Annotated in this window: 24 protein-coding genes; 22 read left to right on the forward strand and 2 right to left on the reverse strand. The window is 46.2% G+C overall.

Annotated features, from left to right (window positions below):
- The first annotated feature begins 177 nt into the window (after positions 1–177).
- The 13 genes from OB236_RS09040 to OB236_RS09100 all read left to right on the forward strand — a co-directional run bounded on the left by OB236_RS09040 (position 178) and on the right by OB236_RS09100 (position 12,106).
- Entirely contained in the window at positions 178–849 is a 672-nt protein-coding gene (locus OB236_RS09040) for a succinate dehydrogenase cytochrome b558 subunit (protein WP_262683670.1), read from the forward strand.
- Positions 850–992: 143 nt separating this feature from the next.
- On the forward strand, positions 993–1,958 hold the full coding sequence (locus OB236_RS09045) for a phytoene desaturase family protein (protein ID WP_262683671.1): 966 nt from the start codon (positions 993–995) through the stop codon (positions 1,956–1,958).
- Positions 1,955–2,299, forward strand: a complete 345-nt coding sequence (locus OB236_RS09050) for a hypothetical protein (RefSeq protein WP_262683672.1) — start codon at positions 1,955–1,957, stop codon at positions 2,297–2,299. The genes OB236_RS09045 and OB236_RS09050 overlap by 4 nt, the downstream gene beginning before the upstream one ends.
- Positions 2,289–3,179: an RNA polymerase sigma-70 factor gene (locus tag OB236_RS09055; RefSeq protein WP_262683673.1), complete on the forward strand. Its 891-nt coding sequence runs from the start codon at positions 2,289–2,291 to the stop codon at positions 3,177–3,179. Before OB236_RS09050 ends, OB236_RS09055 begins: the two co-directional genes overlap by 11 nt.
- A gap of 140 nt (positions 3,180–3,319) precedes the next feature.
- Positions 3,320–3,958, forward strand: a complete 639-nt coding sequence (locus tag OB236_RS09060; protein ID WP_262683674.1) for an FMN-dependent NADH-azoreductase — start codon at positions 3,320–3,322, stop codon at positions 3,956–3,958.
- A gap of 50 nt (positions 3,959–4,008) precedes the next feature.
- The gene (locus OB236_RS09065) at positions 4,009–5,229 is read left to right on the forward strand and encodes an NAD(P)/FAD-dependent oxidoreductase (protein WP_262683675.1); all 1,221 of its coding nucleotides are present in this window, start codon (positions 4,009–4,011) and stop codon (positions 5,227–5,229) included.
- Between the two features lie 528 nt (positions 5,230–5,757).
- A complete protein-coding gene (locus OB236_RS09070; RefSeq protein ID WP_262683676.1) occupies positions 5,758–6,363 on the forward strand; it encodes a pentapeptide repeat-containing protein in 606 nt (201 codons plus the stop codon).
- 373 nt (positions 6,364–6,736) lie between these two features.
- Positions 6,737–7,642, forward strand: coding sequence for an RNA polymerase sigma-70 factor (locus OB236_RS09075; RefSeq protein WP_262683677.1), 906 nt, complete (start codon positions 6,737–6,739; stop codon positions 7,640–7,642).
- 179 nt (positions 7,643–7,821) lie between these two features.
- Positions 7,822–8,301, forward strand: coding sequence for a carboxymuconolactone decarboxylase family protein (locus OB236_RS09080; protein ID WP_262683678.1), 480 nt, complete (start codon positions 7,822–7,824; stop codon positions 8,299–8,301).
- A gap of 187 nt (positions 8,302–8,488) precedes the next feature.
- Positions 8,489–9,244, forward strand: a complete 756-nt coding sequence (locus tag OB236_RS09085; protein ID WP_262683679.1) for an SDR family oxidoreductase — start codon at positions 8,489–8,491, stop codon at positions 9,242–9,244.
- A gap of 460 nt (positions 9,245–9,704) precedes the next feature.
- Complete coding sequence (locus OB236_RS09090) at positions 9,705–10,304, forward strand: histidine phosphatase family protein (protein ID WP_262683680.1); 600 nt, start codon at positions 9,705–9,707, stop codon at positions 10,302–10,304.
- Between the two features lie 233 nt (positions 10,305–10,537).
- Positions 10,538–11,518, forward strand: coding sequence for an aldo/keto reductase (locus OB236_RS09095; protein WP_262683681.1), 981 nt, complete (start codon positions 10,538–10,540; stop codon positions 11,516–11,518).
- Between the two features lie 120 nt (positions 11,519–11,638).
- Positions 11,639–12,106, forward strand: a complete 468-nt coding sequence (locus tag OB236_RS09100; protein ID WP_262683682.1) for a GyrI-like domain-containing protein — start codon at positions 11,639–11,641, stop codon at positions 12,104–12,106.
- Between the two features lie 262 nt (positions 12,107–12,368).
- Here the strand turns inward: OB236_RS09100 and OB236_RS09105 are convergent, their stop codons facing one another.
- Both OB236_RS09105 and OB236_RS09110 read right to left on the reverse strand, forming a co-directional pair.
- Positions 12,369–13,301, reverse strand: a complete 933-nt coding sequence (locus OB236_RS09105) for a dihydrodipicolinate synthase family protein (protein WP_262683683.1) — start codon at positions 13,299–13,301, stop codon at positions 12,369–12,371.
- Between the two features lie 52 nt (positions 13,302–13,353).
- Positions 13,354–14,511 (reverse strand): mandelate racemase/muconate lactonizing enzyme family protein, encoded by a 1,158-nt coding sequence (locus OB236_RS09110; protein ID WP_262683684.1) that lies wholly within the window; start codon positions 14,509–14,511, stop codon positions 13,354–13,356.
- Positions 14,512–14,651: 140 nt separating this feature from the next.
- On the opposite strand from OB236_RS09110, the gene OB236_RS09115 reads away from it, so the two are divergent.
- From OB236_RS09115 to OB236_RS09155, 9 genes are all read left to right on the forward strand, one after another.
- The gene (locus tag OB236_RS09115; protein WP_262683685.1) at positions 14,652–15,443 is read left to right on the forward strand and encodes an IclR family transcriptional regulator; all 792 of its coding nucleotides are present in this window, start codon (positions 14,652–14,654) and stop codon (positions 15,441–15,443) included.
- 249 nt (positions 15,444–15,692) lie between these two features.
- Complete coding sequence (locus tag OB236_RS09120) at positions 15,693–16,520, forward strand: SDR family NAD(P)-dependent oxidoreductase (protein WP_262683686.1); 828 nt, start codon at positions 15,693–15,695, stop codon at positions 16,518–16,520.
- Positions 16,520–17,707 (forward strand): mandelate racemase/muconate lactonizing enzyme family protein, encoded by a 1,188-nt coding sequence (locus OB236_RS09125; RefSeq protein WP_262683687.1) that lies wholly within the window; start codon positions 16,520–16,522, stop codon positions 17,705–17,707. Before OB236_RS09120 ends, OB236_RS09125 begins: the two co-directional genes overlap by 1 nt.
- Before the next feature lie 148 nt (positions 17,708–17,855).
- Positions 17,856–18,812 (forward strand): ABC transporter permease, encoded by a 957-nt coding sequence (locus OB236_RS09130; protein WP_262683688.1) that lies wholly within the window; start codon positions 17,856–17,858, stop codon positions 18,810–18,812.
- 173 nt (positions 18,813–18,985) lie between these two features.
- Positions 18,986–19,855, forward strand: coding sequence for a carbohydrate ABC transporter permease (locus OB236_RS09135; RefSeq protein ID WP_262683689.1), 870 nt, complete (start codon positions 18,986–18,988; stop codon positions 19,853–19,855).
- Between the two features lie 399 nt (positions 19,856–20,254).
- Complete coding sequence (locus tag OB236_RS09140) at positions 20,255–21,877, forward strand: extracellular solute-binding protein (protein ID WP_262683690.1); 1,623 nt, start codon at positions 20,255–20,257, stop codon at positions 21,875–21,877.
- 209 nt (positions 21,878–22,086) lie between these two features.
- Positions 22,087–23,829 carry a cache domain-containing sensor histidine kinase gene (locus OB236_RS09145; RefSeq protein ID WP_262683691.1) on the forward strand — a complete coding sequence of 581 codons (1,743 nt, stop codon included), beginning with the start codon at positions 22,087–22,089 and terminating at the stop codon, positions 23,827–23,829.
- Positions 23,826–25,424 (forward strand): response regulator, encoded by a 1,599-nt coding sequence (locus tag OB236_RS09150; protein ID WP_262683692.1) that lies wholly within the window; start codon positions 23,826–23,828, stop codon positions 25,422–25,424. Before OB236_RS09145 ends, OB236_RS09150 begins: the two co-directional genes overlap by 4 nt.
- A 205-nt stretch (positions 25,425–25,629) precedes the next feature.
- A complete protein-coding gene (locus OB236_RS09155) occupies positions 25,630–25,803 on the forward strand; it encodes a hypothetical protein (protein ID WP_262683693.1) in 174 nt (57 codons plus the stop codon).
- Positions 25,804–25,849: the final 46 nt, after the last annotated feature.

Below are 25,849 nucleotides of genomic sequence, written 5' to 3' on the forward strand. Positions count from 1 at the left end.
GGTTTATGTCACTTGACTGGCATTGAGAAAGTATTCCTTGTGGCAGTCGACCTGTCGTTTGTCACAAAACAAACAGGCAATTCGTCTTATGAGCAAACCACAAAACTTTTTTTCCAATGTTTTAATGAAATACTCATGCGAGCTGGAAGTAATTCATCTAGAAAGGAGAAATATAAAATGAGAAGAAACTCGTATTACTGGCGTAAACTGCACTCGCTCCTCGGGGTGATTCCGCTCGGGGGTTTTATTATTGTGCACGTATTGACCAACTATCAAGCGTTTGAGCGCGGACCAGAAGGGTTCGCGAACGGTGTGCATTTCATCAATAGCCTGCCGCTGTTGCCGGTGCTTGAGATTTTTGGGATATATCTTCCGATTTTGTTTCACGGCATGTATGGCTTGTACATGGCCTATCAGTCCAATATAAACCCGGGGCAATACACGTACAGCCGCAACCGGGCGTTCACTATGCAACGTATTACCGGCGTTCTGACGTTCATCTTTGTTTTCTGGCATTTATATAATACTCGTTTTCAAGTTTATATGGGCAATATTACGCATGAGGAACTTGGTTCGACGATGCATCAAATTGCCACGAATCCTGCGTATTTCGTCGTTTATGTCATTGGTGTATTGTCGGCGGTATTCCATTTTAGTAATGGTATCTGGGCTTTCCTTATTAGCTGGGGTATTACGATTTCCCCGCGTGCGCAAAAAATCTCCTCTTATATTTGTATGATTGTATTTGTGCTTGTCTCCGCGTTATTCATTCTTGCGCTCGTAGCTTTCACTGGTGATGAATTCAAAGTTACGACTGGTTTTGCTTTTACATGGACGGATATCGGATAGTTTGAAACAAGACAGAAGCATATCTCGGCACAGAACCTGCGGCGCCCCGATGGAGGAAGTTCATACTTTTGCTACGAAGTAGTATGCTCTGTCACGTTTCCGATTCCTAAATCGTCTTATTAACATCCAACCGGAAAAGGAAGGTGCAGAAGATGTCGAACATCAGCGAAATGAAATGGGACGTCATCATCATTGGAGCTGGAATTGCAGGATTGACAGCTTCCGTTTATTTGGCAAGGGCTGGACGTAAAGTGCTACTGCTAGAGAGAGCGGAAGAGCCTGGCGGCAGAGCCGCATCGAAGAATATAGCGGATGCCTGGGTTAATCTTGGCCCGCATGCGCTCTATAAGAGTGCGTGCGGGATTTTACAGGAAGTTGGCGTTACACCGACGGGCGCGACGCCGAAGCCGAACAGTTTGCTAGTGTACAAAAAAACGAAAGGCGGAGATGTCGCCCTGCCTTTGTTTCAATTTCTGTTGGGATCGTTCCTTAAATGGTCCGAGAAAACCCAGTTGATACGATTCTACGCCCAGATGCAGAAGGAGGACACTTCCATCCTCCAGAACATCAGTCTGCAGAAATATTTGGAAACCCGCCTCCCGAGTCCGCGCGTTCGCAATGCCGTACTTGCGCTCGTGCGCACATCCACGTATTGTAGTGCCCCGGATTTACTCAGCGCCGGAGCGGTGATCGCACAGCTGCAAAACGGGCAAGTGCTGTACGTAGACGGAGGCTGGCGTACCCTTGTGGAAGCATTAAAGGAACAAGCTCTGGCTGCGGGAGTGACGATCCAATGCGGTTGTTCGGCACGGACCATCGCGGGAAGCGAACCGGAAATGATAGTCTCCCTGAAAGATGGAACACTATTGAAGACTCACTATGTCTTGTCTACCTTAGGACCGAAAGAATCGTTGGCACTCCTTGATCCTGCCCTGCAGCCGGAGGAAGCAGCGATGTTCGAGCGGCTTGCCTGGATTTGGTTATGGCTGAAATGCCAAAGCCTAAAACAACCTTCGCTATGGGTGCCGATTATCCCTGGTATTTCTCTAATCATTCGGCCATCGCTAAATTTAGTGATAACCCGAAACAAATGGTCGTGCATGTTATGAAATATTTGCGACCGGGAGCTGATTCGAACGCCAAGCAAGACGAACAGGAACTGGAACAGTTTCTCGACCTGATCCAGCCTGGCTGGCGCTTACATGTCATTCAGCGTCGTTTTTTGCCGCACTTGCTCGTATCGCATGCTGTTGTTGCCGCGGCAAGTGGAGGATACTCCGGAAGACCGGGCCCTGTCGTCAAAGGACGGAAAGGACTGTTCGTTGCAGGAGACTGGGTGGGCGCAGAGGGCATGCTGCTGGGCGCATCGCTGGCTAGCGCCAAGAGTGCCGCGCAATGTATATTAAAAGACAAAGATCACAATAAGGTAGGGGATTCACTTGGAGCTTGATTCAGCGTACTTGTGCCATCGACCGCTGCTTCTGTCCATTGCATATCGGATGCTGGGTTCCGTGTCCGACGCAGAAGATTTGGTACAGGATGTATTTTTCATTGCCCGGAAGTGGGAAGAGAACGAAGAAGGCGATCGCGTTCGCAATCTGAAAGCATATTTGTGCAAAATCGTCACGAACCGCTGCCTTGACTTCCTGAAATCCGCTCGCAAGCAAAGAGAGGTATACGTCGGTCCGTGGTTGCCGGAACCGCTCGTTCAGTATGATACGAACGAATCGGGACAAGATCCTCTGCAGACGATCATTCTGGAGGATACAATCTCGTATGCATTTCTTATTCTGCTTGATCAGCTCACACCAGTCGAACGCGCGGTCTTCATTCTCCGAGAAGCTTTCGATTACGATTACCGCGATATAGCGGATATGATTGGCAAGACAGAGCTGGGTTGCCGCAAAATTTACAGCCGCCTGAAGCGGAAAATCCAAGCTGAGCCAGATATTTCGCAGACTGACGAAGCGAAGTCCGAGGAACTCGTTCATCGGTTTCTTCATGCCGCCTCGACCGGAAATATGCAGGCGCTTGTCGCGACGCTGACCGAAGATATCACTGTTTACACCGATGGGGGAGGTAAAGTGCACGCTGCGACCCATCCAATCAGAACGATACCGCGCGTCGCAGCGTTCGTGCTAGGTCTTTCTTCAAAGATGGACGGACAAACCCGAATTCGTTCTGCGCGGATCAATGGTACTATCGGCCTGATCATAGGCAGTATCGGCGATCGTTATAACGCGGTTATCAGCTTCCAGATCGAAGCCGACGGCATCCGCAACATGTACATCTTGCGAAACCCCGACAAGCTTCGGCACCTTAACCTATGAGCGACGAAGGCTGGCGATGCCCAGCTTCGTCAGACTGATTTGTCCTTGATCGAATGCACAAAAATCGTGCGAATCCGACTGTATTAGCGAAATAAGCACAGAAATGGTATTTAGTCATCAAAGAAGTTCAGGAGGATATCATGGCACAAATACTTTACATTACAGCTAATCCCAACTCATTCGAATACTCTGTAGGACATAGAATTGGACAGGGTTTTCTTAAGTCCTATCGTGAAACACATAAAGACGATGAAATTATCGAAATAGATTTATACAAAGAAGATTTTCAAACAGTTGATGAAGATGTACTCAATGCTTGGAGAAAAATGCGTAAGCATAATATGAATTTTGCTGAATTGAACCTTATCGAACAAGAAAAAATAAATGCTCTCAACAAATTCGCAGATAGGGTGGTTCGCGCTGATAAATATGTGTTTGTTTCCCCAATGTGGAACTGGGGAGTTCCCCCACGTTTAAAAGCGTTTATTGATAGTTTTGTAGTGGTTGGAAAAACCTTTTATTATACGGAGAAAGGTCCAGTTGGATACTTGAATAATAAAAAAGCCATTCATATTCAAATAAGTGGTGGAATTTACTCACATGGTCCCGCAGCGATAATGGATCACAGTCATCCTTATTTGAAGATGGTTCTAAGTATCGTAGGTATAAGTGACTTAGAAGCGCTTTATGTGGAAGGCCACGAGATTAACCCGGAGAAAGCGGAAGAAATTATCAGTGAGGCGATGACAAAGGCAGTAAATCTTGCTATAGGATGGTAGTGATTATAGCAGAGAGGTTTAATTTGGAGCACAATACAAGGAGGATTCAAATGAAACGAATTGTTATTATTGGTGGAGGTTTTGCTGGATTGTGGAGCGCTATAGGTGCAGCACGAAAATTACATGAATTAGGAGTCGAAGGAAACGAAGTTGAGGTTGTTTTAATTAACCGTGATTCTTTTTTTAGTGTGCGTCCTCGCTTTTATGAAAAAGATCCACACAATTATCGTATCCCTCTTATTCAAGTACTTGAACCGGTTGGGGTTCGCTTGATTGAAGGAGAAGTAGGACGAATAGATACCGAATCTCAAAAAATAATTATTAATCAAAAAGAAAAGCAGATTGAATTAAACTATGATCGGCTAGTCATTGCTGCCGGTAGTCAATTGTTACTTCCCGAGATCACTGGACTAAAGGAGCATGCATTTACTGTTGATACCATAAAAGATGCAATTCATCTTGACAAGCATATTAATGGTCTACCTGATTTACCTGAAGTTGAGGGTAAATATACTACGATTGTAGTTGGGGCTGGTTTTACCGGGCTTGAAATAGCAACTGAAATGACTTCTCGCTTAAAAGAGATTGCTAAGAAGGAAAATAAAGAATCAGAAGTAAAAGTTATCTTAATTGATAGAAATCCTACCATAGGCAAAGATTTGGGAGTACACCCAGGACCCATTATTGAACAGGCTTTAATTGATATGGATATTGAAATTCATACTAATGAAACAGTTACTTCTATTGATTCAAAAGTAGTAATTTTAGATTCTGGGGAACGTCTTGCTGCACTTACAACAATTTGGACAGGAGGAGTAAAGGCGAGTCCTTTAGCGGCAGATTTACTAGTGGAAAAAGATGTATTGGGGCGTTTACCCGTCGATTCTTATTTGAAAGTAGAGGGTCTGCCGTCTGTTTTTGCGGCTGGAGATACCGCACGAGCAAAAACAGATGATAATCATGTAGCACTAATGACTTGTCAGCATGCAATACCTCAGGGGAAATTTGCCGGACATAACGTTGTATGCGATTTACTTGGATCGGAAGGAATTCCATACAAACAAGAAATTTATAATACCTGCCTTGATTTAGGTCCTTGGGGAGCACTTGTTACTAATGGTTGGGATCGAGTTCCCCAGTCTCAAGGAGAAGACGGCAAAAAAATCAAACAGTACATTAACCAAAAACTAATTTATCCACCCTTATCAGGAAATCGTGAAGAATTATTCAAAGAAGCTGCACCTACCGAGTTAAAAATTAGATTATCATAGAAAAAATGCACTCTTTTTCGCTTGCTCTATAAAACAGAGGAATTCCATTGAAAAATTTGAATAAAACTGTCGGGCAGATAAAAGTAAGCTATAATCTTGCATCAATAAACATCTGATGATATCATGATTTTTTTGCCCAGATAATAATTCTATTCTAATGAAGGAAAGTGCTCTCAACGTGTTATACGGAGATAATAACGAATACTACAACAACAAAATTAAGGGTGAGCATGTTTCATCCTTATTTTTGTTGTTGTAAAACCTATGGGGGAATTCCCTAATGTTCTTGTCAACCGATATGTTGATAAAAGATGTCGGAAGTAAAAAACTATGTTAGCATTAAATGGTGCATAAATCGGCGTTTGTTTGCAGGCGTTACTAAGACCCATTCCCACCATAAATACGAAAAAATAAAGCGCTTGACTTTTAGTTGAGATCATACAGGTACTTGACAGCCGTGTGCTATACTAAAAAAAGTATATCTGACATTGACGAAGCAGCTTAATAACCATACATAGGGGGCATCTAATGTTTCAGCATAGTAATCAAAAATATGAAGGAGTAAACTTTGGCACACAAGATTTAAGGTACGGCGAGCTACTAAGTTGTACATTTAATCGTTGCTTCTTTTCTAATGGATCACTAGAGGAGATTACATCCAGTAACTGCCGTTTCATCGAGTGTGATTTTCGTGGAGCATCGTTAAATGGCTCTATTCATAAAGAATCCGCGTTTGAGAATTGCAATTTTAACGGAGCAAATCTGTTTGTTTCTAAATTTGAAATATGTAAAATGACAGGTTCGGATTTTTCTGGCTCTAATATGGATGGGATCACTATTTTTCAAGGCGATTGGTCATATACCAATTTGAGAAATACCCGATTAGTTAAACAGGACTTGCGTGGGGTTAAATTTCATGAAGCAGACTTGTCAGCAGCAAATTTAGAAAAAGCCGATTTAAGAGATTGTGATCTGACTATGGCGATACTGGCAAAAGCCAAGTTACAAGGTACTGATGTAAGAGGGGCTAAAATGGAAGGCGTGGATTTTAAAACATTCACCATTACAGGTATGAGAATGGATAGAGAGCAATCTGTATTGTTTTCGCTTTCTCATGGTGCCAAGGTAGGTTAATAATAATCGTATGCCAACAATGAATACTTAGCTGTCTGGCTGCAAGCCTGGCAATACCGCAAGAACTCACCACGTGTTTGACTATCAGAAGTCCTTTCGCTACTCCTACGGCGGAAGGACTTTTTAAATTTACCTTAAAAATTCCCCAGTCTAAACTATAAAAGCCCAATTGAGCGATTGTTTCCACTCCAAACCTCCACATCTATAGAGGTTTATTTATCATTACTAAAATAGTGATAAAAATTTTATAGATAGCTGGAGGTATAATAATAATATCCCTAGGAATCCAGAGTTCTTGTAAAAAATACTTTGATTTATGTCACACAATGACATCGCCAATTGTCTTATCAGTGTCACAATAAGGGGGTATACTATGCAAAGTCATACAAACAATCCACCAATTGATAACATCGAAGATTTGTATAAAACCTACAAGCCTCATTTATTTTCTATTGCTTACCGTATGCTTGGTTCTAGATCAGATGCAGAGGATATGGTTCAAGATTTGTTTATAAGCGTTCATGGATATCTAAATGATAATATTATTAATATCAAATCGTACTTAAGCAAAATGATGATCAATCGATGTCTGAACGAATTAAAATCTGTGCGAAAAAAAAGAATAAGCTACGTTGGTAATTGGCTTCCAGAACCAACCGTGCAATTCATCGAACATAGTCCCTTTGAGAGCGTCGAGCGTCAGGATACGATTTCTTATGCCTTTCTTATTCTTATGGAAAAACTTACGCCTATGGAAAGAGCTGTGTTTATTTTAAGAGAAGTCTTTGCATATGAGCATAGTGAAATTGGCGAAATGTTTAACAAAACAGAAGTCAATTGCCGTAAAATATTCAGTCGAGTCAAGAAAAAAGTGGATTTGTCCTCCGAAAAAAATGAATGGTTATTAACACATCCCATTGAAGAAAAGGAACTGGTGAATCGCTTCATCTCTGCACTGGCGAATGGTAACGTTCAATCACTTGTGGACTTGTTAACAGAGGATGTAATATTGATTGCCGACGGTGGAGGAAAGGTGTCCGCCGCTACCAATCCAATATATAGTAAAGAACGTGTGCTTGACTTATTGAATGTACTTTCGTTAAATCGATTTCCAGAATCACAGGCCCAGCTAGTCGAGGTCAATGAACAACAAGGGATATTGTTAACGAAAGATGGCCTACCAACGGGGGTTATATGTTTTGAATGGGACGCTGAATCAATGACGATTCAGCGGATTTACATTATAGTGAATCCAGATAAATTACAACACTTAAACTGAATTCAAAATACATCTCTTTGAGCTCTTTTCTTCAAAGGGAAATTTGTGCGCCAGATAGGTTACTTTGATGTTTGATGGGGAGGAGGCATTTATCCATAAAATAGAAACCTGTTGGATGTCACACATTGAACTCGTCAGTTGTCTTATTAGTGTCAAAAAAATTCACAGGAGGTACTGTTATGACACAACGTGTAAATTATATGCAGCAATCACCAGAACTTTTTAAAAAATTAATGGAATTCAGCAACGCCGAGAAAGACAGCGCAATTGAAGAGAAGATCCTCGATCTTGTTCACATCAGGGCCTCGCAAATCAATGGGTGCGGTTTCTGCCTGGATATGCACGTCAAGCAGGCCAAGATCCACGGCGAGAGCGAGCTTCGCCTTTACCACATCTCAATTTGGCGGGAATCGACGCTGTTTATTCCACGCGAGCGGGCTGCACTGGCATGGACCGAGGTCCTGACCAAACTACCTGAACAAGGTGTGCCCGACGACGTTTATGATCGCGTTCGCGGGCAATTGTCTGAAAAAGAAATCTCGGATCTGACATTCTCGATTATGGCGATCAATGCTTGGAACCGTATAAACGTCGGCTTCAAAACTGTACCGGGCTCGGCTGATGCAGCTTTTGGATTGTCTAAAGCAGGTCTGAGCTGACCAATTACCAAAGCAAATTACACTTCGCGCGACTTACTACATGGCTTATGAGCCGGATCTTCGGCGAATCTTTGCTAAGTGGTCAGAGTTTTGGCGGCACATCCTATGACAATGTCACAGGAAAACAGTACAAGGCTTTAGACATCTCTAGCCAGTATACTACGGGCTAAAAACTGGGAGGATCAACATGAAAATAGTAGTTATTGGTGGTAGTGGGCTCATTGGAACAAAACTCGCTAACAACCTTCGTAATCTTGGCCACGAGGTAGTGGCAGCATCACCATCCTTAGGCGTCAATACCATCACTACTGAGGGGCTGACTGAAGCGCTTAGTGGTGCTCAGGTTGTCGTCGACGTGGCGAACTCGCCTTCGTTTGAGGACAAAGCAGTATTGGAGTTCTTCGAGACATCGGGTCGAAATCTTCTTGCCGCTGAAGCGGCTGCTGGAGTGAAACGTCACGTTGCGCTGTCGGTTGTTGGCACTGACCGCCTTCTCCAGAGTGGTTATTTCCGTGCGAAGATGGCCCAAGAAGACCTGATCAGAGCTTCCAAGATTCCCTATACCATCGTTCGTGCAACGCAGTTCTTCGAGTTCGTCAACGGCATTGCCTATACGGCCACCGAAGGACAAACCGTTCGATTACCGTCTGCTTTTGTGCAGCCTATCGTTTCGGATGATGTTGCTGCGGCGATGGTCGACTTCACACTCGAGGCACCAGTGAATGGTATTGTCGAGCTAGCTGGTCCTGAAAGGCTACATCTCGACGAACTCGTCCGACAATACTTGAGCGCAATTCAGGATACACGTCAGGTGGTTGCAGATATCAACGCGCGCTACTTCGGCGCAGAGCTAGACGATCAATCTCTCGTCCCGAGCGACAATGCGCGCATCACTACGACGCGGTTCAGGGATTGGCTCAGCCGTTCCACGACTTTAGTATAATTCAGCGAGTTAAACTGAAGAAGAATCAGCTTACCTGCTTTTCTGGCAGTTTCGGTCATCATATCAATTAAATGATTTAGGATGTTTTGAGAAAATGAAAAAAGGAGATCCGGTGGTTACGGGTCTCCTTTTTCATTTGTTCCCAATTTAGCCCTATCTCTCTTCGACGTTTCCGGTTTCCCGGTTTGGACCACGCAGCCAACGTAAGACCGCTGGCTCGATAGTTCGCAATGCGTTCCTTGCACCTTGATAAGTTACAGCCTTCATAATCATCCTCCTAAGTTTGTATGCCAGACGTAACGGCCAGTTATTTTTGGATGAAAAATTCTTTTTAATTAAACATCACATGGCGCTGACAGTGGAGAAACAAGTATAATTAAATGACCGACTAATTAGACAAATATTAAAACACACTTACATCGAATACATATGATTAAAATAAATCGTAGGAGGCCGTGAAATGACCACTGATTTCTACCTTGTCAGACATGCTAAAAAAGAAAAGGGGATTGGAGATGTCGCTATATCGTCCGAAGGCATATTGGAAGCTCAAGCGACTGCACACCATTTTCGTGAAATAGCGATTAATAAAATCGTGAGTAGTCCCCTTAAAAGGGCTAAACAGACAGCCATGTTCATCGCAAAAGAAACAAAGACAACAATTGCAGAGGATATTCGTTTGCGAGAGCGTGCCAACTGGGGAGATATACCTGGACAAACATTTGAGGAGTTTGTTGAGATGTGGGAACGATGCGTACAGGATAGAGACTTTTCACCACCAGCAGGCGATTCTGCAAGGAAAGCAGGTGAGCGTTTAGCTTTGTGCTTATTGGAATTGTCAGTTGAACATTCACAGGATAGCATCATCGTTGTTACACACGGTGGTCTGATAACAGATTTCTTGGTAAATGTAATCACCGAGGAGGAATTGCGAAAGAGACACCCTAATTTTCTTGCAGAACAAAGTTATTTGATCTCCGAATGTTCAATAACAAAAGTAAGTTGTCAGGATGGAATTTTTAAATTAGATGGCTTTGCAACTGTCGATCATTTGCTGTAGGGGGTCCATTGTTCCTGAATGGTAGAATACCCCACCAAACACAGGTCTATATAGGTTTTGATGTCTTTCACGGACATACCACATTGTTTCAGATGTTTTACACCTGTAAGCCCTCCTCGAAAAAAAACTACAATATTTTTGACTTTGAATTAAGCCAAGAGGATGATGGAGAGTAGGGAGAACTGTAACCTTATGAAGGAAACAATATCTAGTAGAAAGTGAGGAACAATCAAATGGAATATGTGAAACTTGGAAATACTGGCTTGGATGTATCTCGGATTTGTCTTGGCTGTATGAGCTTTGGCGTAGCAGATCGGTGGGTTCATCCTTGGGTACTAGATGAGGAGAACAGTCGTCCTATTATAAAAAAAGCTTTGGAGCTTGGTATCAATTTTTTTGATACAGCGAATGTGTATGCAGACGGAACAAGCGAGGAAATTGTTGGCCGGGTTCTAAAGGATTATGCCAATCGTGATGAAATTGTCCTCGCGACAAAGGTACATTTCCGTATGCATCAAGGTCCAAATGGTGCTGGTCTTTCCCGAAAGGCAATCATGAGTGAAATAGATAAGAGTCTTAAGAGATTGGGAACAGATTATGTAGACCTGTATCAAATCCATCGCTGGGATTACAATACTCCTATTGAAGAAACGATGGAAGCCTTGCATGATGTTGTGAAGGCTGGTAAGGCAAGATACATTGGTGCTTCTGCCATGTACGCATGGCAGTTCCTGAAGGCATTACATGTAGCTGAAAAAAATGGGTGGACCCGGTTTGTGTCGATGCAGAATCATTTAAACCTCATATACCGTGAAGAGGAGAGGGAGATGCTGCCTCTTTGTAAGGAAGAAAAAATCGGTGTGATTCCATATAGCCCGCTCGCATCAGGAAGATTGACTCGTGATTGGTCGGAAACAACCTATCGTTCCGAAACCGATCAAGTTCAGAAATCTAAATACGATGCGACGGCAAATACGGACCGATTGATTGTGGAGCGTGTGGCAGCAATCGCAGAAAAACGTGGCGTTCCTCGCGCTCAAATCGCACTTGCCTGGTTGTTGCAGAAAGAACCAATAACAGCTCCCATTATCGGAGCTACCCAAATATCTAATCTCGAAGATGCAGTAGCCGCTGTTTCGATTATGTTAACACCTGAAGAAATTGCATCGCTGGAAGAGCCGTATGTTCCTCATCCGGTAATTGGTGCAGTGTGATACGCTAGATTAGATTTATAATGTGGATGGATGATAACGAAACTACAACCTTTACAAACGAACGTATATTCGTTAATATTTAAATGGGTATATTTTACATATGCAGGAGAGGAGATTAAAATGAGAACTTATCAAGTCGATACTGTGGAAAAAGAAGAGATCAAGTTGGTTGGTTTTTCAATAACTGAAAGTCTAAACAATGTTTTAGAAACGAAGATTGTGAGAACATTACGCGAGGACTTGACGAATCGAATGATTGAAATAGAAAACAGAAAAGGTCCAGGAGTTTTTTTAATTCAAATTTATCCTCATGACGGTCAATGGACTCCCCATGTGCCATTTCAACATGTGGTCGCCTTCGAAGTGACCTCTTATGGCGAGATTCCTACCGGTATGATTACTCATACTGTGTCTCCTGGGCAGTTTATCAAAATTATACATAAAGGTGCAGAATCACAGATCGGTACTACTTATGATTTTATAAACAAAACGTATGGTGTTAGACCCATTGATATTGAATATTGGAATGATATTCATACACTAGAAAATCAAAATGGTGAAATTGATATTTATATTCCAACAAAATAAAAATTCTTTATTCCAGTGTAGTTGAATGGAAATCAAACTTATCAATTCGTAGAACTGTTTTTGATTTTGACCCTATAAAGGATATTTCAATAAGTGTGCCAAAACTTAAAACAATGTGAAGCGCATTTCAATATGCCGCTAAACCTGACCCGAGGATCTGGTTTAGCGGAAACGGTACATGCGACAAGCCGATGGTTACGGAGTAAAGCTTCCTCAGAGAACGCCTTATGGCTTATGAAAGGTGATAAGTCTTACATGCGCTTTATCGCGCCGCCTTCACCTCATGCCAGCGCAGCGCCAGCAGGTCGAGATCTTTCAGTGTATCCAAGGCTTCCTGACGGATACGTTCGTCGATAGGTGCATTAGGATTGCGAACATAGGCAGACTCGATCACGCCACCTGTCCGGAGTATTTCCTTATGGACAGCCATCGCAAAACCAGGGAGCGTACCGATTCGCATGAACGGCAAATACTGATAAAAGGTTTGGCGTGCGATGTCCAGATCACCGGATCTGAAAGCCTGATAAATCCGCACGCAAACTTCCGGAAATTCGCAAGCAGGCATCGTACCTACAGCGCCACGACCCAGCTCCTCATAAAAATAAAGTCCGTTCATTCCTCCGAATACCGTCAGCCGGCCTTCGGACTGCTCCAGCACCTCGGTTACCTTCAAAGTTGTTGGCGGGGCCTCAACCTTCACGTAAGCGATGTTCTCGAATTCCTTGGACAAACGGGCGAGCAGGGGAGCAGGCATATTCACACCGCTTGCGAGCGGTGCGTCCTGGATCATGATCGGGATCGTCACGGCTTTGGCAATGGCGGCAAAATAATCGTACAGCCGCTTGCCGTCCGGCTTGGCCATGTAAGGGGGGAGTACCATGAGCGCATCGGCCCCCTGTTTCTCCGCACGTTTGCTTAGTTGAACAGCAACTTCTAGCCCCGTATGACCGCTGCCGAAGACGAGTGGAACTTGGCCTTTGACTTCATCGACGACAATTTCAGCGATTCTCGCCTTTTCTTCATCGAGCAGCGTATACATTTCGCTGGCCATGCCGAACAGAGCAATACCGTCGACTTTGGCATGAAGCTGAAAGCGTACAAGCTCACGCAGACTGTTCTCGTCCACCTCCCCTTGTTCAGTAAAGGGTGTTGCCAGAATTGGATAAACGCCTTCTAATTTCACTTGTTGACTCATAGTCATAACCTCCATATGTTTCATTTAGTCAGAAAATTCTGCTTGCAGGCTTTTATGCGCTCATATGCTTTCTCAGCTGTTCCTCGTCAATATCGACGCCAAGCCCTGGGCCTTCCGGCAGCAGGTAACGTCCCTGCTCACATACGAGCGGTCGGACAAGCAGCGAGTTGGCCGCTGTCATCACCGTAGGTTGATACTCCACAATGAGCAGATTGGAGATCGCGGCACTGAGATGCAAAGTCGCAGCGATACAGATACCTTGGCCGACACTCAGATGAGGAGCGATAGGAATATTGAACGCATCGGCCAAGTTGGCGATTTTCCGCGCTTCGGTAATGCCCGTGCGCCCGATGTCGGGCTGATAGATGTCAGCTGCCCGCTTCAGCAAGCGGTCCTTGAACTGATAGCGTGTACGTTTGGCCTCCCCGATGGCAATAGCTATGTCCAAAGCTCTTGTAATTTCAGCCGTTCCTTCGATATCCTCTGGTGCGGTCGGCGCCTCCAAAAATTCAATGTTTAATCGCTCCAGCGCCCGACCTAACCGGATCGCTTCGGGAACAGAATATTGCCAGTGTGCATCAACCATCAGACGAAATCGAGGACCGAGCGCTTCACGCATGTAAGCGGCAATTTCGGCATCCTCATACACCCCGAACCCAAGATGCAGCTTGATTGCCGTAAACCCCTTCGACTTCCATTCGAGTGCCAGTTCAATGCGTTCTTCCCGCGTCTGCTTCGGAATGCCGGACACATAAGCTGGTATTTCCCGACGGTAAGCGCCGCCCAGCAGCTGATACACGGGCAGCTGTACGGACTTGCCGAGAATATCCCACAGCGCCACATCGACGGCGGTCAGGGCATCGACCATGAACCCGGTGAAGTAGCCCCTCTCCCGCATGGAATCGTAGAGCCTGCTCCAGATCACATCGATGTCCCGCGGGTCCTGCCCGATCAGGAAATTCTTAAACAGCCGTTCGATAATTTCCCCGGCAATCTCCGGCCCAACGGGGGCCAGTGCTTCTCCCCAGCCATATATGCCGCTGTCTGTTGTAATCTTGACCAGCAGCGTTTCCAGATTGCGTGAATAGATGGAGCGGTATTCAGGACGAATATAGTAATCGCTTTCATCGGATTGGCCGATGGAGGTTCCCAAATACACCGGACCATTCCTGATTTTTAAAGGGAATACGTCGACACTCGTAATTTTCATGAAACACCTACTTAATTTGATTTTTAATATCATAATATGCAAATAGATTGTATAATACGAAATTATATATTTCAATAGTCAATTTATTGATGTTGTGAATCAAAGATTATACAATGAATTCAAATGAAAGGGTGGTTGTATTGAAGCAGGAGCAAACCGCAGCAGCGTTAACGCAAAGCGTCACAAGGGCTTTGGCGATTTTATCGTGTTTTTCCGATGAACAGCCGGAGCTGCGGGTAATCGATTTTGCCAAAAAGCTGAATCTGACGCAAAGTAACGTTTCCAGACTGCTGACAACGATGGTATCGCTCGGGTATACGGAGAAGGATGAACTTACAGGCTTTTACCGCTTGGGAACATCGATTATTTCGCTTGGCGGGATCGCTTTGAATCATTATGAAATCCGCAAGCAGGCGCTACCCGAGCTTCATGACTTGGAGACTCGGCTTGGGCTGGGAGCTAACCTGGCAATATTGAACGGGCCTCATATGTTTTATCTGGCTCATGTGGACAGCCACAAGTCACCTCGCATGTACACGCTGATCGGACGGAAAAATCCGCTGCATTGTACAGGCATTGGCAAGGTTCTGCTCGCTTTTCTGGATAAGGAAGAGGCGGAGTCATTATTGAAGGAGGAAGGGATGACTGCCTATACCGATAAAACGATCACGGAATTTTCAGCGCTGGAGTCGCAGTTGGAATCAACCCGAAAGAAAGGTTATGCGATAGAGAATGAAGAGCTGGCGCTGGGCAGAGCTTGCATCGCCGCTCCGGTCAGAGGCCGCAGCGGTAAGGTAATAGGCGGAATCAGCTTATCCGGACCGTTATCCGAAATCAATCTCTCCAAACGTGAGGCTGAGCTGTCGGCCATTCTGATCGAGGCCACAGATAAAATTTCCATGAAGATGGGATATATTACAGCTAATTATTAAACAGGTATTTGAGTTGGAATGGAGTTGCCTCACTCATAACGATGTATACGACAAAGGAACTGCGAATTTGCGCAGTTCCTTTTTATTCGCTGCTAAGCTGCAGTCGACGCCACTAAACAACTCAATAAATATTGAAACAACTTCAATAAATATTGAACTTTTTGCGATTTTGTTTAAGGTATACTGAAGCCATTCCAGGCAGGAGCATGATTAAGGGAGACAGCTCCCGCATACCAATGAGGCGATTATATGCGATTGCAAGGGGAAACAGTGGTAATTACTGGCGGGGCCAAAGGAATTGGAAAAGGGATTGCTATGCGGTTCGCCGAAGAGGGGGCCGAAGTACTGATCGTGGATCTCGATAAATCAAACGGTTTGGAAACTGTTCGGGAAATTGGGCGAAATGGCGGCAGCGCGAGCTTTACGGAGCTTGATGTATGCAATGAAGTCCAAATCGCCAGCTGGCTGGGGTCAATAAGCAGGCTCGATATCCTCGTCAATAACGTAGGCTGGACGGGGAAAAGAACGCCAGTCGATCAGATGGAGCTGGACGATTGGCGACGTGTGATGGATATTAATCTGACATCGCTGTTCCTGATGTGCAAGCACGCAGTGCCGCTGCTGAAGCAGTCGAGCCCGGCGAGTATTGTGAATCTGTCGTCCGTCAACGCCTATACGATGGTTCCAGCCTTGGCGGCTTACAGTGCGTCCAAAGGTGCGGTTCTGGCCATCACCAAGCAGCTTGCCGTTGAGCTGGCTCCGGTGGGAATCCGCGTTAACAGCGTATCACCGAGCATCACTTTCAAGGAGGGCGTGGAGAAGCCGCTTGCCTCAACCTCGGAAATATCGCTCGACTGCTACCCGCTGGGGCGGTTCAGCACGGCGCGGGACGTAGCCAACGCGGTATTATTCCTGGCCTCGGGTGAAGCGGCCTTTATTACAGGGCAGGATTTACTGATCGATGGAGGCATGACAGCCCAGTCCGTATCGGCTGTTCTCAGGGACGACTTACGCGCAGGCTGGAAATCAGGAACGTACAAGCTACTACCGAATTCGGACACTTATGGAGGCAGCTAATGAAAATTACGAAGATTGAAGTCTTTGTCGTCAAAATCCCGTCGATTCCAACCGCATCGCCGAATACGAAGCGCTACATCACGGATGATTATTTCATTAATGAAGGAAGACGCTCCTGCATTTACTCGGATAAACTGGAAACGATCTTCGTCAAGGTATGTACCGACGAAGGCATTGAAGGCTGGGGCGAGCTGCTGGCTCCGACCAACCCGGAGGTTGCTGCGGCTGTTATTAAAGGTCATCTGGCTCCGCTTGTAATCGGTGAAAACCCGCTGGAGACTCAATTTCTGTGGGATAAAATGCTCGATACGCTCCGCGAGCGCGGTTACACCGGTGGCTACCTGGTTGATGCGATGGCTGGGCTTGATGTTGCCTTCTGGGATATTAAGGGCAAGGCGTTTAATCTGCCGGTTTATATGCTGCTGGGCGGACAATACCGTGACCAGCTACGCTGCTACTGCTCCAGTGTACCGGGCAGGACGCTGGAGGAACGGCTGGAGAGTGTGGACCGAATCGTCGAGCAGGGCTATGATGCGATCAAGATTCATACGTTCGGTAAAGGGAAAACAGCTGATTTGGATATGCTGAGCGCGATCCGTAAGCGATATACTGCTGATAAGCTCGATCTGATGCTGGACGGGCACGGCAAATATACCCATTCGGAGGCGTTCTCTCTGGGGCGGGCGCTTGGCGATCTGGACCTGCTGTTTTTTGAGACACCGCTCACCTTTGAGGATATACAGGGTCACCGCAAGCTGGCTGATGCAATCGATACGGCTGTCGCTGTCGGCGAGCCGCTGCGCACGATCTATACGTTCCGCGATTGGATAACCGCAGGGGCGCTTGAGGTTGCACAGCCGGATCTGGGGCGCAACGGGATCACGGAAATGATGCGTATCGCGCATTTGGCGGAGGCCCACCATCTGGCCTTTGCACCGCATTTGAGTGTGCATCAGGCTGTTGGGGTTGCCGCAACGGTCCATATTTCGGCGGCGATCTCCAACTTTCTTATTTTCGAATATCAGCCGAACGCACTCAAAGCTTCCGAGCAGTATTCCACGGCATCCTTCACAATGAACAAAGGAACCATCCAGGTTCCGACGGACCCTGGCCTCGGCGTTACGATTGACGAGCAGGAGCTGCGCAAATTTGTTGCGGACTATGCGGTCATCCAGGCAACTCAATAAATTGGAAGAATTTTTCCATCGTGAAGTGGGAATTATTCACCGCACTTCTAGAAATATTGGAGTAATTGGTCAAAATATTGGAGGTTGCCGGAGCCATTACCGTTTATGATAAGAACATCAAGAAAATATAGATGCATAGGTGATGACGATGAACTCAACTGCTGCGGCTTCCGCAAGCAACAAGACCCATGTCCAGACTAAATGGCAAAGCAGCTGGAAACGTATCATGCGATTCAAAATTTTATATTTGCTGCTGCTGCCGGAGCTGATCTATTTTGTCATCTTCAAGTATGTTCCGATGTTTGGCATTATAATCGCCTTCAAAAACTACAATATCGGGCTTGGCTTTTGGGACAGCCCGTGGGTAGGCCTGAACAACTTTCGAAATTTTATTAATGGCGTTTACTTTTGGGATATTATGAGCAATACAATCGCGATTTCCATTTACAAATTGCTGTTCGGATTTGTTGCACCGATTGTATTGGCACTGCTGATTAATGAGGTGACGGTCGGGTGGTTCAAGAAAACGGTGCAAACCGTGACGTACCTGCCGCATTTTATCTCATGGGTTATCGCTTATGGATTGATGGTGGCGCTCTTGTCTCCGGGGGACGGCTTTGTGAATCTGATTATGAAGCAGTACGGACTGCAGCCTATCTCTTTTCTCACCGAGTCTTCATGGATTCGCTCACTGATCATTGGCTCCGATATTTGGAAGGAAGTTGGTTGGGGCGCGATTCTGTATTTGGCGGCATTGGCGGGTATTGATCCCAGTCTGTATGAAGCGGCTCGTATAGATGGAGCTTCGAAATGGAGACAGCTGTGGCATATAACGCTGCCGGGTATCCGCAATGTAATCATTATTTTGTTGATTATTCGGTTGAGCAGTATTCTCGATGCGGGCTTCGATCAAATTTTTATGATGTCGAACACGTTTAATGCCGACAAATCTGACATTATCGACACATGGGTGTACAGACAGGGAATCGAACAAATGCAGATTAGTCTGGCGACAGCTGTCGGGGTGTTCAAATCGGTCATTGCCTTTATTCTGGTCGTTGGAGCGAACAAGCTGGCCAAAAAATTCGACGGACAAATATGGTGAAAAATAGATTTGTAAAGCCAACGTTCCTTGGAACGCTTGAAGAAGTTGCTTAGCAAGAAAGCGTTCCAAGGATCGCTCGAAGATTATGCTTACGAAGAAAGCGTTCTAAGGAACGCTTAGAGATTATGCTTACGGAGTAAGCGTTCTATAGAACGCTTTAAGGAGGCTCGCCAATGACTAAATTGACTTTATCTGAAAAAGTGGGCCGCACTGCCATTTACTCGATTTTGACCGTGATTGCGCTTTTGACTCTGTTTCCCTTTCTGTATGTCGTGGTGATCTCGATTACACCTGAGTCCGAGGTTATCCGTCGGGGGCTTGTGCTCATTCCCGAGAGTGTTACGTTTAACGCGTATAAAACGGTTTTTGGCAGCGGTTCAGGCATATTGCCCGCCTATCAGATTACGCTGTTTCGTACCATAGTCGGTACGGCGCTGAACCTATTGTTTACACTACTGGGCGCTTATGTGCTTTCGAAGAAAGCGCTGCCCGGTCGAAGCGGCTTGCTGCTGTTCGTCATTTTCACGATGCTGTTCAGCGGCGGTTTGATTCCTACTTACATTGTCGTCCGTTCTCTGGAGCTGACAAATACGGTGTGGGCCTTAATTGTTCCTGGTCTGATCAGTGTGTTCAATCTGGTTGTCGTCAAAGGGTTTTTCGAGCAGCTTCCCGTTGAACTCGAGGAATCGGCCAAGGTCGATGGGGCCGGGGAACTGAAGGTGCTGTTTTCGATCATACTGCCTTTGTCCCTGCCATCGATTGCGACGATAGGACTGTTTTATGCGGTCGGCCATTGGAATAGCTACTTTGACGCCGTTATTTATTTAAATAAAGCAAACCTGATGCCTTTGCAGGTGATTCTGCGGAACATTCTCCTCAGCTCGCAAAATCAAAATATGGAACAGGTCAACGATGCAACCGTCAGCTCGCTGGCGATTCAAATGGCGTCTGTGATCGTATCGACGGTGCCGATCCTGTGTGTGTATCCGTTTATTCAAAATCATTTTGCCAAGGGTGTGATGATTGGGGCGGTTAAAGGGTGAGAGTTTGATTGGCGATGGCTCTTGAGAGGGGGATCGCTGCGTGGCCGAAGTGTTCCTGCGATTGCTGTTGTTCCCGGATTTCTTCTATTATATAAGAGCGTTATCGGTTGAAATCCGGGAACAAAGGCACCGCTCCGCTATCTACGGAACACCACGGCCACTCCGCTCCGTGCATGCGCGCCATGCCTTGCTCTTCTCCCTCTAACCCTTTAGCTAGGGTTAGAGGGAGAAGAGCAAAGGCGAAGGGCAAAAGCAAAGAACCAAAGAGTAAGAACCAAAGAGCAAGAACAAAGAGGCAGAGATAAGAGCAAGAGTGAAAACAATAAATATGGTATCATCCGGCTTGCCGGTTTAATAAAAAACAGGAATAATAAGTATGAACATAAAGGAGAGGTCAAAATGAACAAGAAAAACAAAATCGGCACAACCGTTTCGTTAGTGCTCGCCTCTGCTATGATGCTGTCGGCATGCGGGGGGAACACTCCGGCTGCCACGGGTACCAGCACACCTGCGGCACCGTCTGGGGACAAGGGTGGGGCTACTAATTTTGATAAAAAAATGACGATTACGATGTATAACGCTGGCGGATTTTCGCCTAACAACCAGCCGCCTACCAATCGCGAGGATGATCCACTTCGTCAAATGCTGGAGAAAGCCATCAATATCGATTTGCAGATGACCGTGCCTCCGGCCGATCAGATCAAACCGAAGCTGAACACGATGGTCGCATCGGGCGATATTCCCGATATGATTTTTATGACGGACCGTTTGACAGCCGTTCAATACTATGATCAAGGGATTGTCGCCGACCTGGATGATATCCTCAAAAGTTATCCGGAGCTGTACAACCGTTTTGACAAGGACTCCTGGAATTCCATGTTATATAAAGGCAAAACGATCGGAACGCCCGGGTACGAGCTGGTTAATGGCATTAATGGTTGGTGGATTCGCAATGATTGGTTAAAAAAGCTGAACCTGCAGGTTCCGACAACACCCGATGAGCTGCTGACGGTTATGAAAGCCTTTACAGAAAAAGATCCTGACGGCAACGGCAAGAACGATACGTACGGATTTGCCTCGGGCATTCTCAAGGACGGCAATTTCAGCAATCCGGGAAACAGCGGCTTCGGTTGGGATGCCATCATGATGATGTTTGGCGTGGTGCCTAATATGGTTGACAGCATCGACGGCAAAATCACCTTCGACAATACCGATCCGCGAATGAAGGAAGCTTTGACGTTTATGAATAAAGTGGCGACCTCCAATGTGGTCGATCCGGATTGGGTAACGACGAACGACGGTACCGCTCTGGAAAAGAAAATGCAGACCGGCAAGTACGGTATCGTGTACAGAGACTGGAGAGCGATGGAGCTTTCTGGCCAGCAAAAGATGAAGGACGTATCTGGGGAAGTTCCCGACTGGATTACGATTGCTCCGCCGAAGGGACCTCATGGTGATCAATGGGCCGGGTTTGCCCAGTTCCAGAGTAATTCCTGGACGATTTCCAAAAAAGCGGCCAAGGACCCGGAGAAGCTCAAGCGCATCATGTCCCTGCTGCAGTACTGGTATACAGATAAAGAGGCTCAACCGTACTTCTCATATGGACAAAAAGGCATCATGTGGGATATGGTGGACGGCAAACCGGTACGCCTGAAGGACAATATGGCCAATAAGGATATGGTGCAAAAATGGCAGTGGCAAAGCAACTACTTCCTACCCCGCCGAGGCAACGATGCTCTTTACTTCAATTTCACCTATGATAAAACGGACAGCTTCCATCAGACGAATTTGAAATATATCAAACCGAACAAAGTAAATCCGTTTGTTCTAATCGATGCCAACGACACGCAGTATAACGACCGCATTAAATATGTGAACGAGACGCTGCTAAAATTTATTCTTGGCAAAGAGCCGATTGCAAACTGGGATACTTACGTCAGTACGCTGGACGCCAAATTCAACTATAAAAAATACAAGGAAGATGTAATGAAGCAGTTAAGCGACGCAGGTATCAAGCCATAGCTTGCTGACCTCACACGCACGAATCATCAGAGTATAAACGCAGGAAGCGCTAGTTAGAGCGGGCGACCGCGGGGGAGCTTGCCGTTCCTCCGCGGTTTTGCGTCTATGCAAGAAAAGCTGGCGAAAGCTCCTACGCTAATTTAATATAATAGAAGAGTACATACATGTTCAGCATGGCTGAACGAACCAAGAACAGGAGGGGCCTCATCATGAGCTTTCGTTTCAGCAGTATGCCGTTCAAAATGTTCCTCCTTTGTTTCCTGTTCATGTTCGGGACGGTAACTTTTGTCAGCCAGCTCTCTTACAGCTTTATTCAAAATGAAATAAGAACCAACAACGATTTTTTCATCAGCCAGATTTTGTCCAAGGTCGATCAGTATATAACACTCAGCTTTTCCTCCTTGCAGACGATTTTGTCTGCCGTTGATTCATCGTACACGCCGGGAATGCAGAGCCTGGAAATGATGAAGCCGCAGCTGCAGCAGTTGTATGAGTTGAATTGGAATCTGGTAACGAATGTTTATGTCATTAAAGATGATACGAGCATTATTGGAGGAAGTCCGCTGTCAGCCGCTTTTGACAGTCCGAGCGTGGAGCGAAGCGTTTTTCTGCAAAAAACAGCCGCCGACCGGTACGGCATTATGGTCAGCCAGCCCTATGTCTCCAAGCAATCGGGATTGACGGTTACGTTTACGCGTTATCTACACGGCTCCCAGCCGATGGCGGCGGCTGCACTCGATATGGATCTGAAGGCCATGGAAAAGACGCTGCTACAAATTAACCGCGACGACTTGGTCAGCATCGTCATTATGGATGAGCATGGTACGATGATCGCGGGCAATCTGGGAGATGCCGGGCAAATGAACGAAGAGGACAACACGTTTCAATTGGGAGGTCTGTCCTCCAAAGCACTGCTCAGCCACAGCGGCAATGTGATGCAGTTCCGGTCAAGTCAGAATCAGAACTGGACGGTGCGCAAATATCCGGCATCACACTTCAACTGGACGATATTATCCTTATACAACGATTCTTTAAATAAACGCTCCCTCAAGCACATCGAGCCCTATTATTTCGTGCTGCTTGCGATGGGGCTTGTGCTCAGTGCGATAGCGGCAGGCATACTGGCGCGGTTTATCCGCAAGCCGCTTGGCAATCTGATGACCAAAATGAAGCTGGTCAAACAGGGCTTTCTGGATATCCCGCTCGTGATTAACCGCAAGGATGAGTTCGGTGAGCTTTCACGGACGTTCGACCAGATGATCAAACAAATCAATGAATTGGTGGAGAATCTGCGCAGCAACAAGGAACTGAAGCGGGAGCTCGAAATTCAAGTGCTGCAATCGCAGATCAATCCTCATTTTCTGTACAATACGCTCGGCTCCATCGGTAATGTGGTCAGATTGGGTGAGGTTCAGCATGTCGATCCGATCATTAAATCGTTAATTAAAATATTGGAGTACGGCATCGGTGACGTGGCCGAGAAAGTAACGCTGCGTGATGAGCTGATGAATGTCCGGGACTATATTTTCATTCAAAATATTCGTTACAGCAGCGAATTTACGGTAATTGAGGACATAACCGAGGAGCTGTACGATTTCCCTGTGTTTCGCATGCTGCTGCAGCCGATTGTCGAGAACAGCATGTTCCACGGCTACAGCGGGGGCAGGGTGCCCGGACAAATAAGAATCAGAGCAGCTTATGCAGACGGGCACGTAGAGGTCGAAGTGCAGGACTACGGCATCGGGATGAATGAGCGCCAGCGCGAGCTGCTGCTTATTCCGGGCCATCAGGTGAAGCCAGACAAACGTAAACGAATCGGACTGATCAATATTCACCAACGCATTCAACTAAATTATGGAGAAGCTTACGGTCTGGAAATCAGAAGCGAGCCGGGCGGGGGAACCTGCGTGAAAGCCACATTTCCCTGGAACGGAGAGGAGAATCTGCTATGAACAAATACCGCTGCCTGATTGTTGATGACGAGGATTTGATCATTCGCAGCCTGGAGCAGTTTTTCGAAGGTCACAAGGGGAAGTATGAGCTGATCGGCAAAGCCTATTCAGGTCAGGAAGCCATCGATCTGGCGATGGAGTTGAAGCCTGACATCGTATTGACGGACATTGTGATGCCCGGTATGAATGGGATTGAGCTGATTGATGTTCTTAAGGAACGGCTGCCACGAACCATTTTCATTATTTTGACCGCTTATTCCGATTTTGAATATGCCAAGCAGGCGATCCGGATGAATGTGAAGGACTATATCGTTAAGGTACCGTTGTCCGAGACGGATATTTTTCAGGCATTGGACCGTGCGGCGCAGACGATTCATGAGATGCAGGCGAAGGAAGCGGAGCTGCGCAAGCTTAACACCTCCCGTCTGGACAATCTGTACCGGCTCCGCAGACAGATTGTATCCGAGCTGCTGCAGGGAGATATTCATCCGAACCATTTTCCACGTTATTGCGACGAGCTGAAAGTGAATCCGGTATTGAACGATTATTGCTTCCTCGTTATCCAGTTTGACGACGAGGCTCTCTTCAAGAAGCAATACGGTCAAGCGGATCAGATGATCATTCGGTACGGGATGCTCAATGTGGCGGAAGAAACGCTGCAGGCCAAGGCTCAAGGCTTCGTAAGCGAGGTTCGGGACCATCGGATCATCGGTTTCGTTACATGGGACTCGATGGATAATGCGACCGACGTCTATAAGCGCTGCAGGGAATTCGGCAGTGAGCTGATTGAAAATATTCAGAGATATATGAAACAGGTGGTTCATGTCGGCTTCAGCTCGAGGCGCAACGGCTGGGCGACGGCTGCCGATTCGTTCGGGCAGGCATCCGAGCTGCTTCGGGATGTATACTACTCTGTAGGAACAGGGCAGGTATATGCCAAGCAGCCCTCACATTCTGCACAGCCAGGTGACGAGGACACGATCCGGATGTGGTTTCAGGAAATCAGCCGCAAGCTCGCCCCGGAAACCAAGTTTGATGATTTGAAAGGGAAGCTCAGCCGCATTGCCCATTATGCCCGTGAGCACCATATACCCGAGCCCCGTATGAGTGTGCTGCTCCGGAAGTTCATGGACGATGTCAGACAAAAGATCGTCGTCTGGAAGCTGGTTGTCGATCCTGCTCCTTATGTGCTGGAAGAGGGGATGAAGTTCGAGCAGCAGTGGAGCCGGGTGCTGGCTTACATTAATGACTGCCTGTCCCAGAGGCATGCTCCGGTTCGCTCGGAGATTTCCAAAGCTAAGCAGTATATCGAGGACAATATTGCAGAGAGATTGACGCTGGACGAGGTAGCAGAATACGTCAATCTGGTTCCCTCCTACTTCAGCACCTTATTCAAAAAGCTGGAGAACGAAAACTTCGTCGATTATGTCAATCGTCGCAAGATTGAGAAGGCGTTGGCACTCCTGAAGGAAAAGGACTATTCCAATCTGCAGTTGAGCAAGCTGGTCGGTATTCATAATGAAAGGTATTTCTGCACGCTGTTCAAGCACCTGTACGGACTGCCACCGCAAAAGTTCAGAAAGACATATTTGTAGAAACGGGATTGTTATTTGTTTCACCAGATCACGGTGCGAATCCGTGAACAGTTAAGTTGAATTTTGTCTAGAAGCTGAAAAGAGCCGTCTCAACACGAGAAGGCTCTTTATTTTTTTGTGTCTATATGGTTGTTGGAATGGTCACAAATATTTCTGTAAATGATATAGCTTAGCGCACTTGAGTAATACAAGGAGGTGAAGATATATGCAGAAGCGTGAAAATGATGTTCCCCATTATTTCGACGGCTCCGACCTTGCCGAGTTTGCGGACGAAATCGCAGAGGGTGTGCAGGCTGGCCTCCAAGAAAAAACGGTTAATCAGGAAGAATGGCGCGGTTTCATCAGCGCGAATCCTTTCGGGGATCATCGTAATGCCTGAAGCGTAGGGTTGTTTGTTCATTTCGAAAAACCTGATAAATAGAATA

The organism is Paenibacillus baimaensis (genome assembly GCF_025567575.1).

What these genes read in the sequence shown, in the direction of transcription:
- OB236_RS09040 (WP_262683670.1), top strand. Translation starts at nt 178, where the DNA reads ATGAGAAGAAACTCGTATTACTGGCGTAAACTGCACTCGCTCCTCGGG.
- OB236_RS09050 (WP_262683672.1), top strand. Translation starts at nt 1,955, where the DNA reads ATGAAATATTTGCGACCGGGAGCTGATTCGAACGCCAAGCAAGACGAA.
- OB236_RS09060 (WP_262683674.1), top strand. Translation starts at nt 3,320, where the DNA reads ATGGCACAAATACTTTACATTACAGCTAATCCCAACTCATTCGAATAC.
- OB236_RS09065 (WP_262683675.1), top strand. Translation starts at nt 4,009, where the DNA reads ATGAAACGAATTGTTATTATTGGTGGAGGTTTTGCTGGATTGTGGAGC.
- OB236_RS09070 (WP_262683676.1), top strand. Translation starts at nt 5,758, where the DNA reads ATGTTTCAGCATAGTAATCAAAAATATGAAGGAGTAAACTTTGGCACA.
- OB236_RS09075 (WP_262683677.1), top strand. Translation starts at nt 6,737, where the DNA reads ATGCAAAGTCATACAAACAATCCACCAATTGATAACATCGAAGATTTG.
- OB236_RS09080 (WP_262683678.1), top strand. Translation starts at nt 7,822, where the DNA reads ATGACACAACGTGTAAATTATATGCAGCAATCACCAGAACTTTTTAAA.
- OB236_RS09085 (WP_262683679.1), top strand. Translation starts at nt 8,489, where the DNA reads ATGAAAATAGTAGTTATTGGTGGTAGTGGGCTCATTGGAACAAAACTC.
- OB236_RS09090 (WP_262683680.1), top strand. Translation starts at nt 9,705, where the DNA reads ATGACCACTGATTTCTACCTTGTCAGACATGCTAAAAAAGAAAAGGGG.
- OB236_RS09095 (WP_262683681.1), top strand. Translation starts at nt 10,538, where the DNA reads ATGGAATATGTGAAACTTGGAAATACTGGCTTGGATGTATCTCGGATT.
- OB236_RS09100 (WP_262683682.1), top strand. Translation starts at nt 11,639, where the DNA reads ATGAGAACTTATCAAGTCGATACTGTGGAAAAAGAAGAGATCAAGTTG.
- OB236_RS09105 (WP_262683683.1), bottom strand. Translation starts at nt 13,301, where the DNA reads ATGAGTCAACAAGTGAAATTAGAAGGCGTTTATCCAATTCTGGCAACA.
- OB236_RS09110 (WP_262683684.1), bottom strand. Translation starts at nt 14,511, where the DNA reads ATGAAAATTACGAGTGTCGACGTATTCCCTTTAAAAATCAGGAATGGT.
- OB236_RS09120 (WP_262683686.1), top strand. Translation starts at nt 15,693, where the DNA reads ATGCGATTGCAAGGGGAAACAGTGGTAATTACTGGCGGGGCCAAAGGA.
- OB236_RS09125 (WP_262683687.1), top strand. Translation starts at nt 16,520, where the DNA reads ATGAAAATTACGAAGATTGAAGTCTTTGTCGTCAAAATCCCGTCGATT.
- OB236_RS09130 (WP_262683688.1), top strand. Translation starts at nt 17,856, where the DNA reads ATGAACTCAACTGCTGCGGCTTCCGCAAGCAACAAGACCCATGTCCAG.
- OB236_RS09135 (WP_262683689.1), top strand. Translation starts at nt 18,986, where the DNA reads ATGACTAAATTGACTTTATCTGAAAAAGTGGGCCGCACTGCCATTTAC.
- OB236_RS09140 (WP_262683690.1), top strand. Translation starts at nt 20,255, where the DNA reads ATGAACAAGAAAAACAAAATCGGCACAACCGTTTCGTTAGTGCTCGCC.
- OB236_RS09145 (WP_262683691.1), top strand. Translation starts at nt 22,087, where the DNA reads ATGAGCTTTCGTTTCAGCAGTATGCCGTTCAAAATGTTCCTCCTTTGT.
- OB236_RS09150 (WP_262683692.1), top strand. Translation starts at nt 23,826, where the DNA reads ATGAACAAATACCGCTGCCTGATTGTTGATGACGAGGATTTGATCATT.
- OB236_RS09155 (WP_262683693.1), top strand. Translation starts at nt 25,630, where the DNA reads ATGCAGAAGCGTGAAAATGATGTTCCCCATTATTTCGACGGCTCCGAC.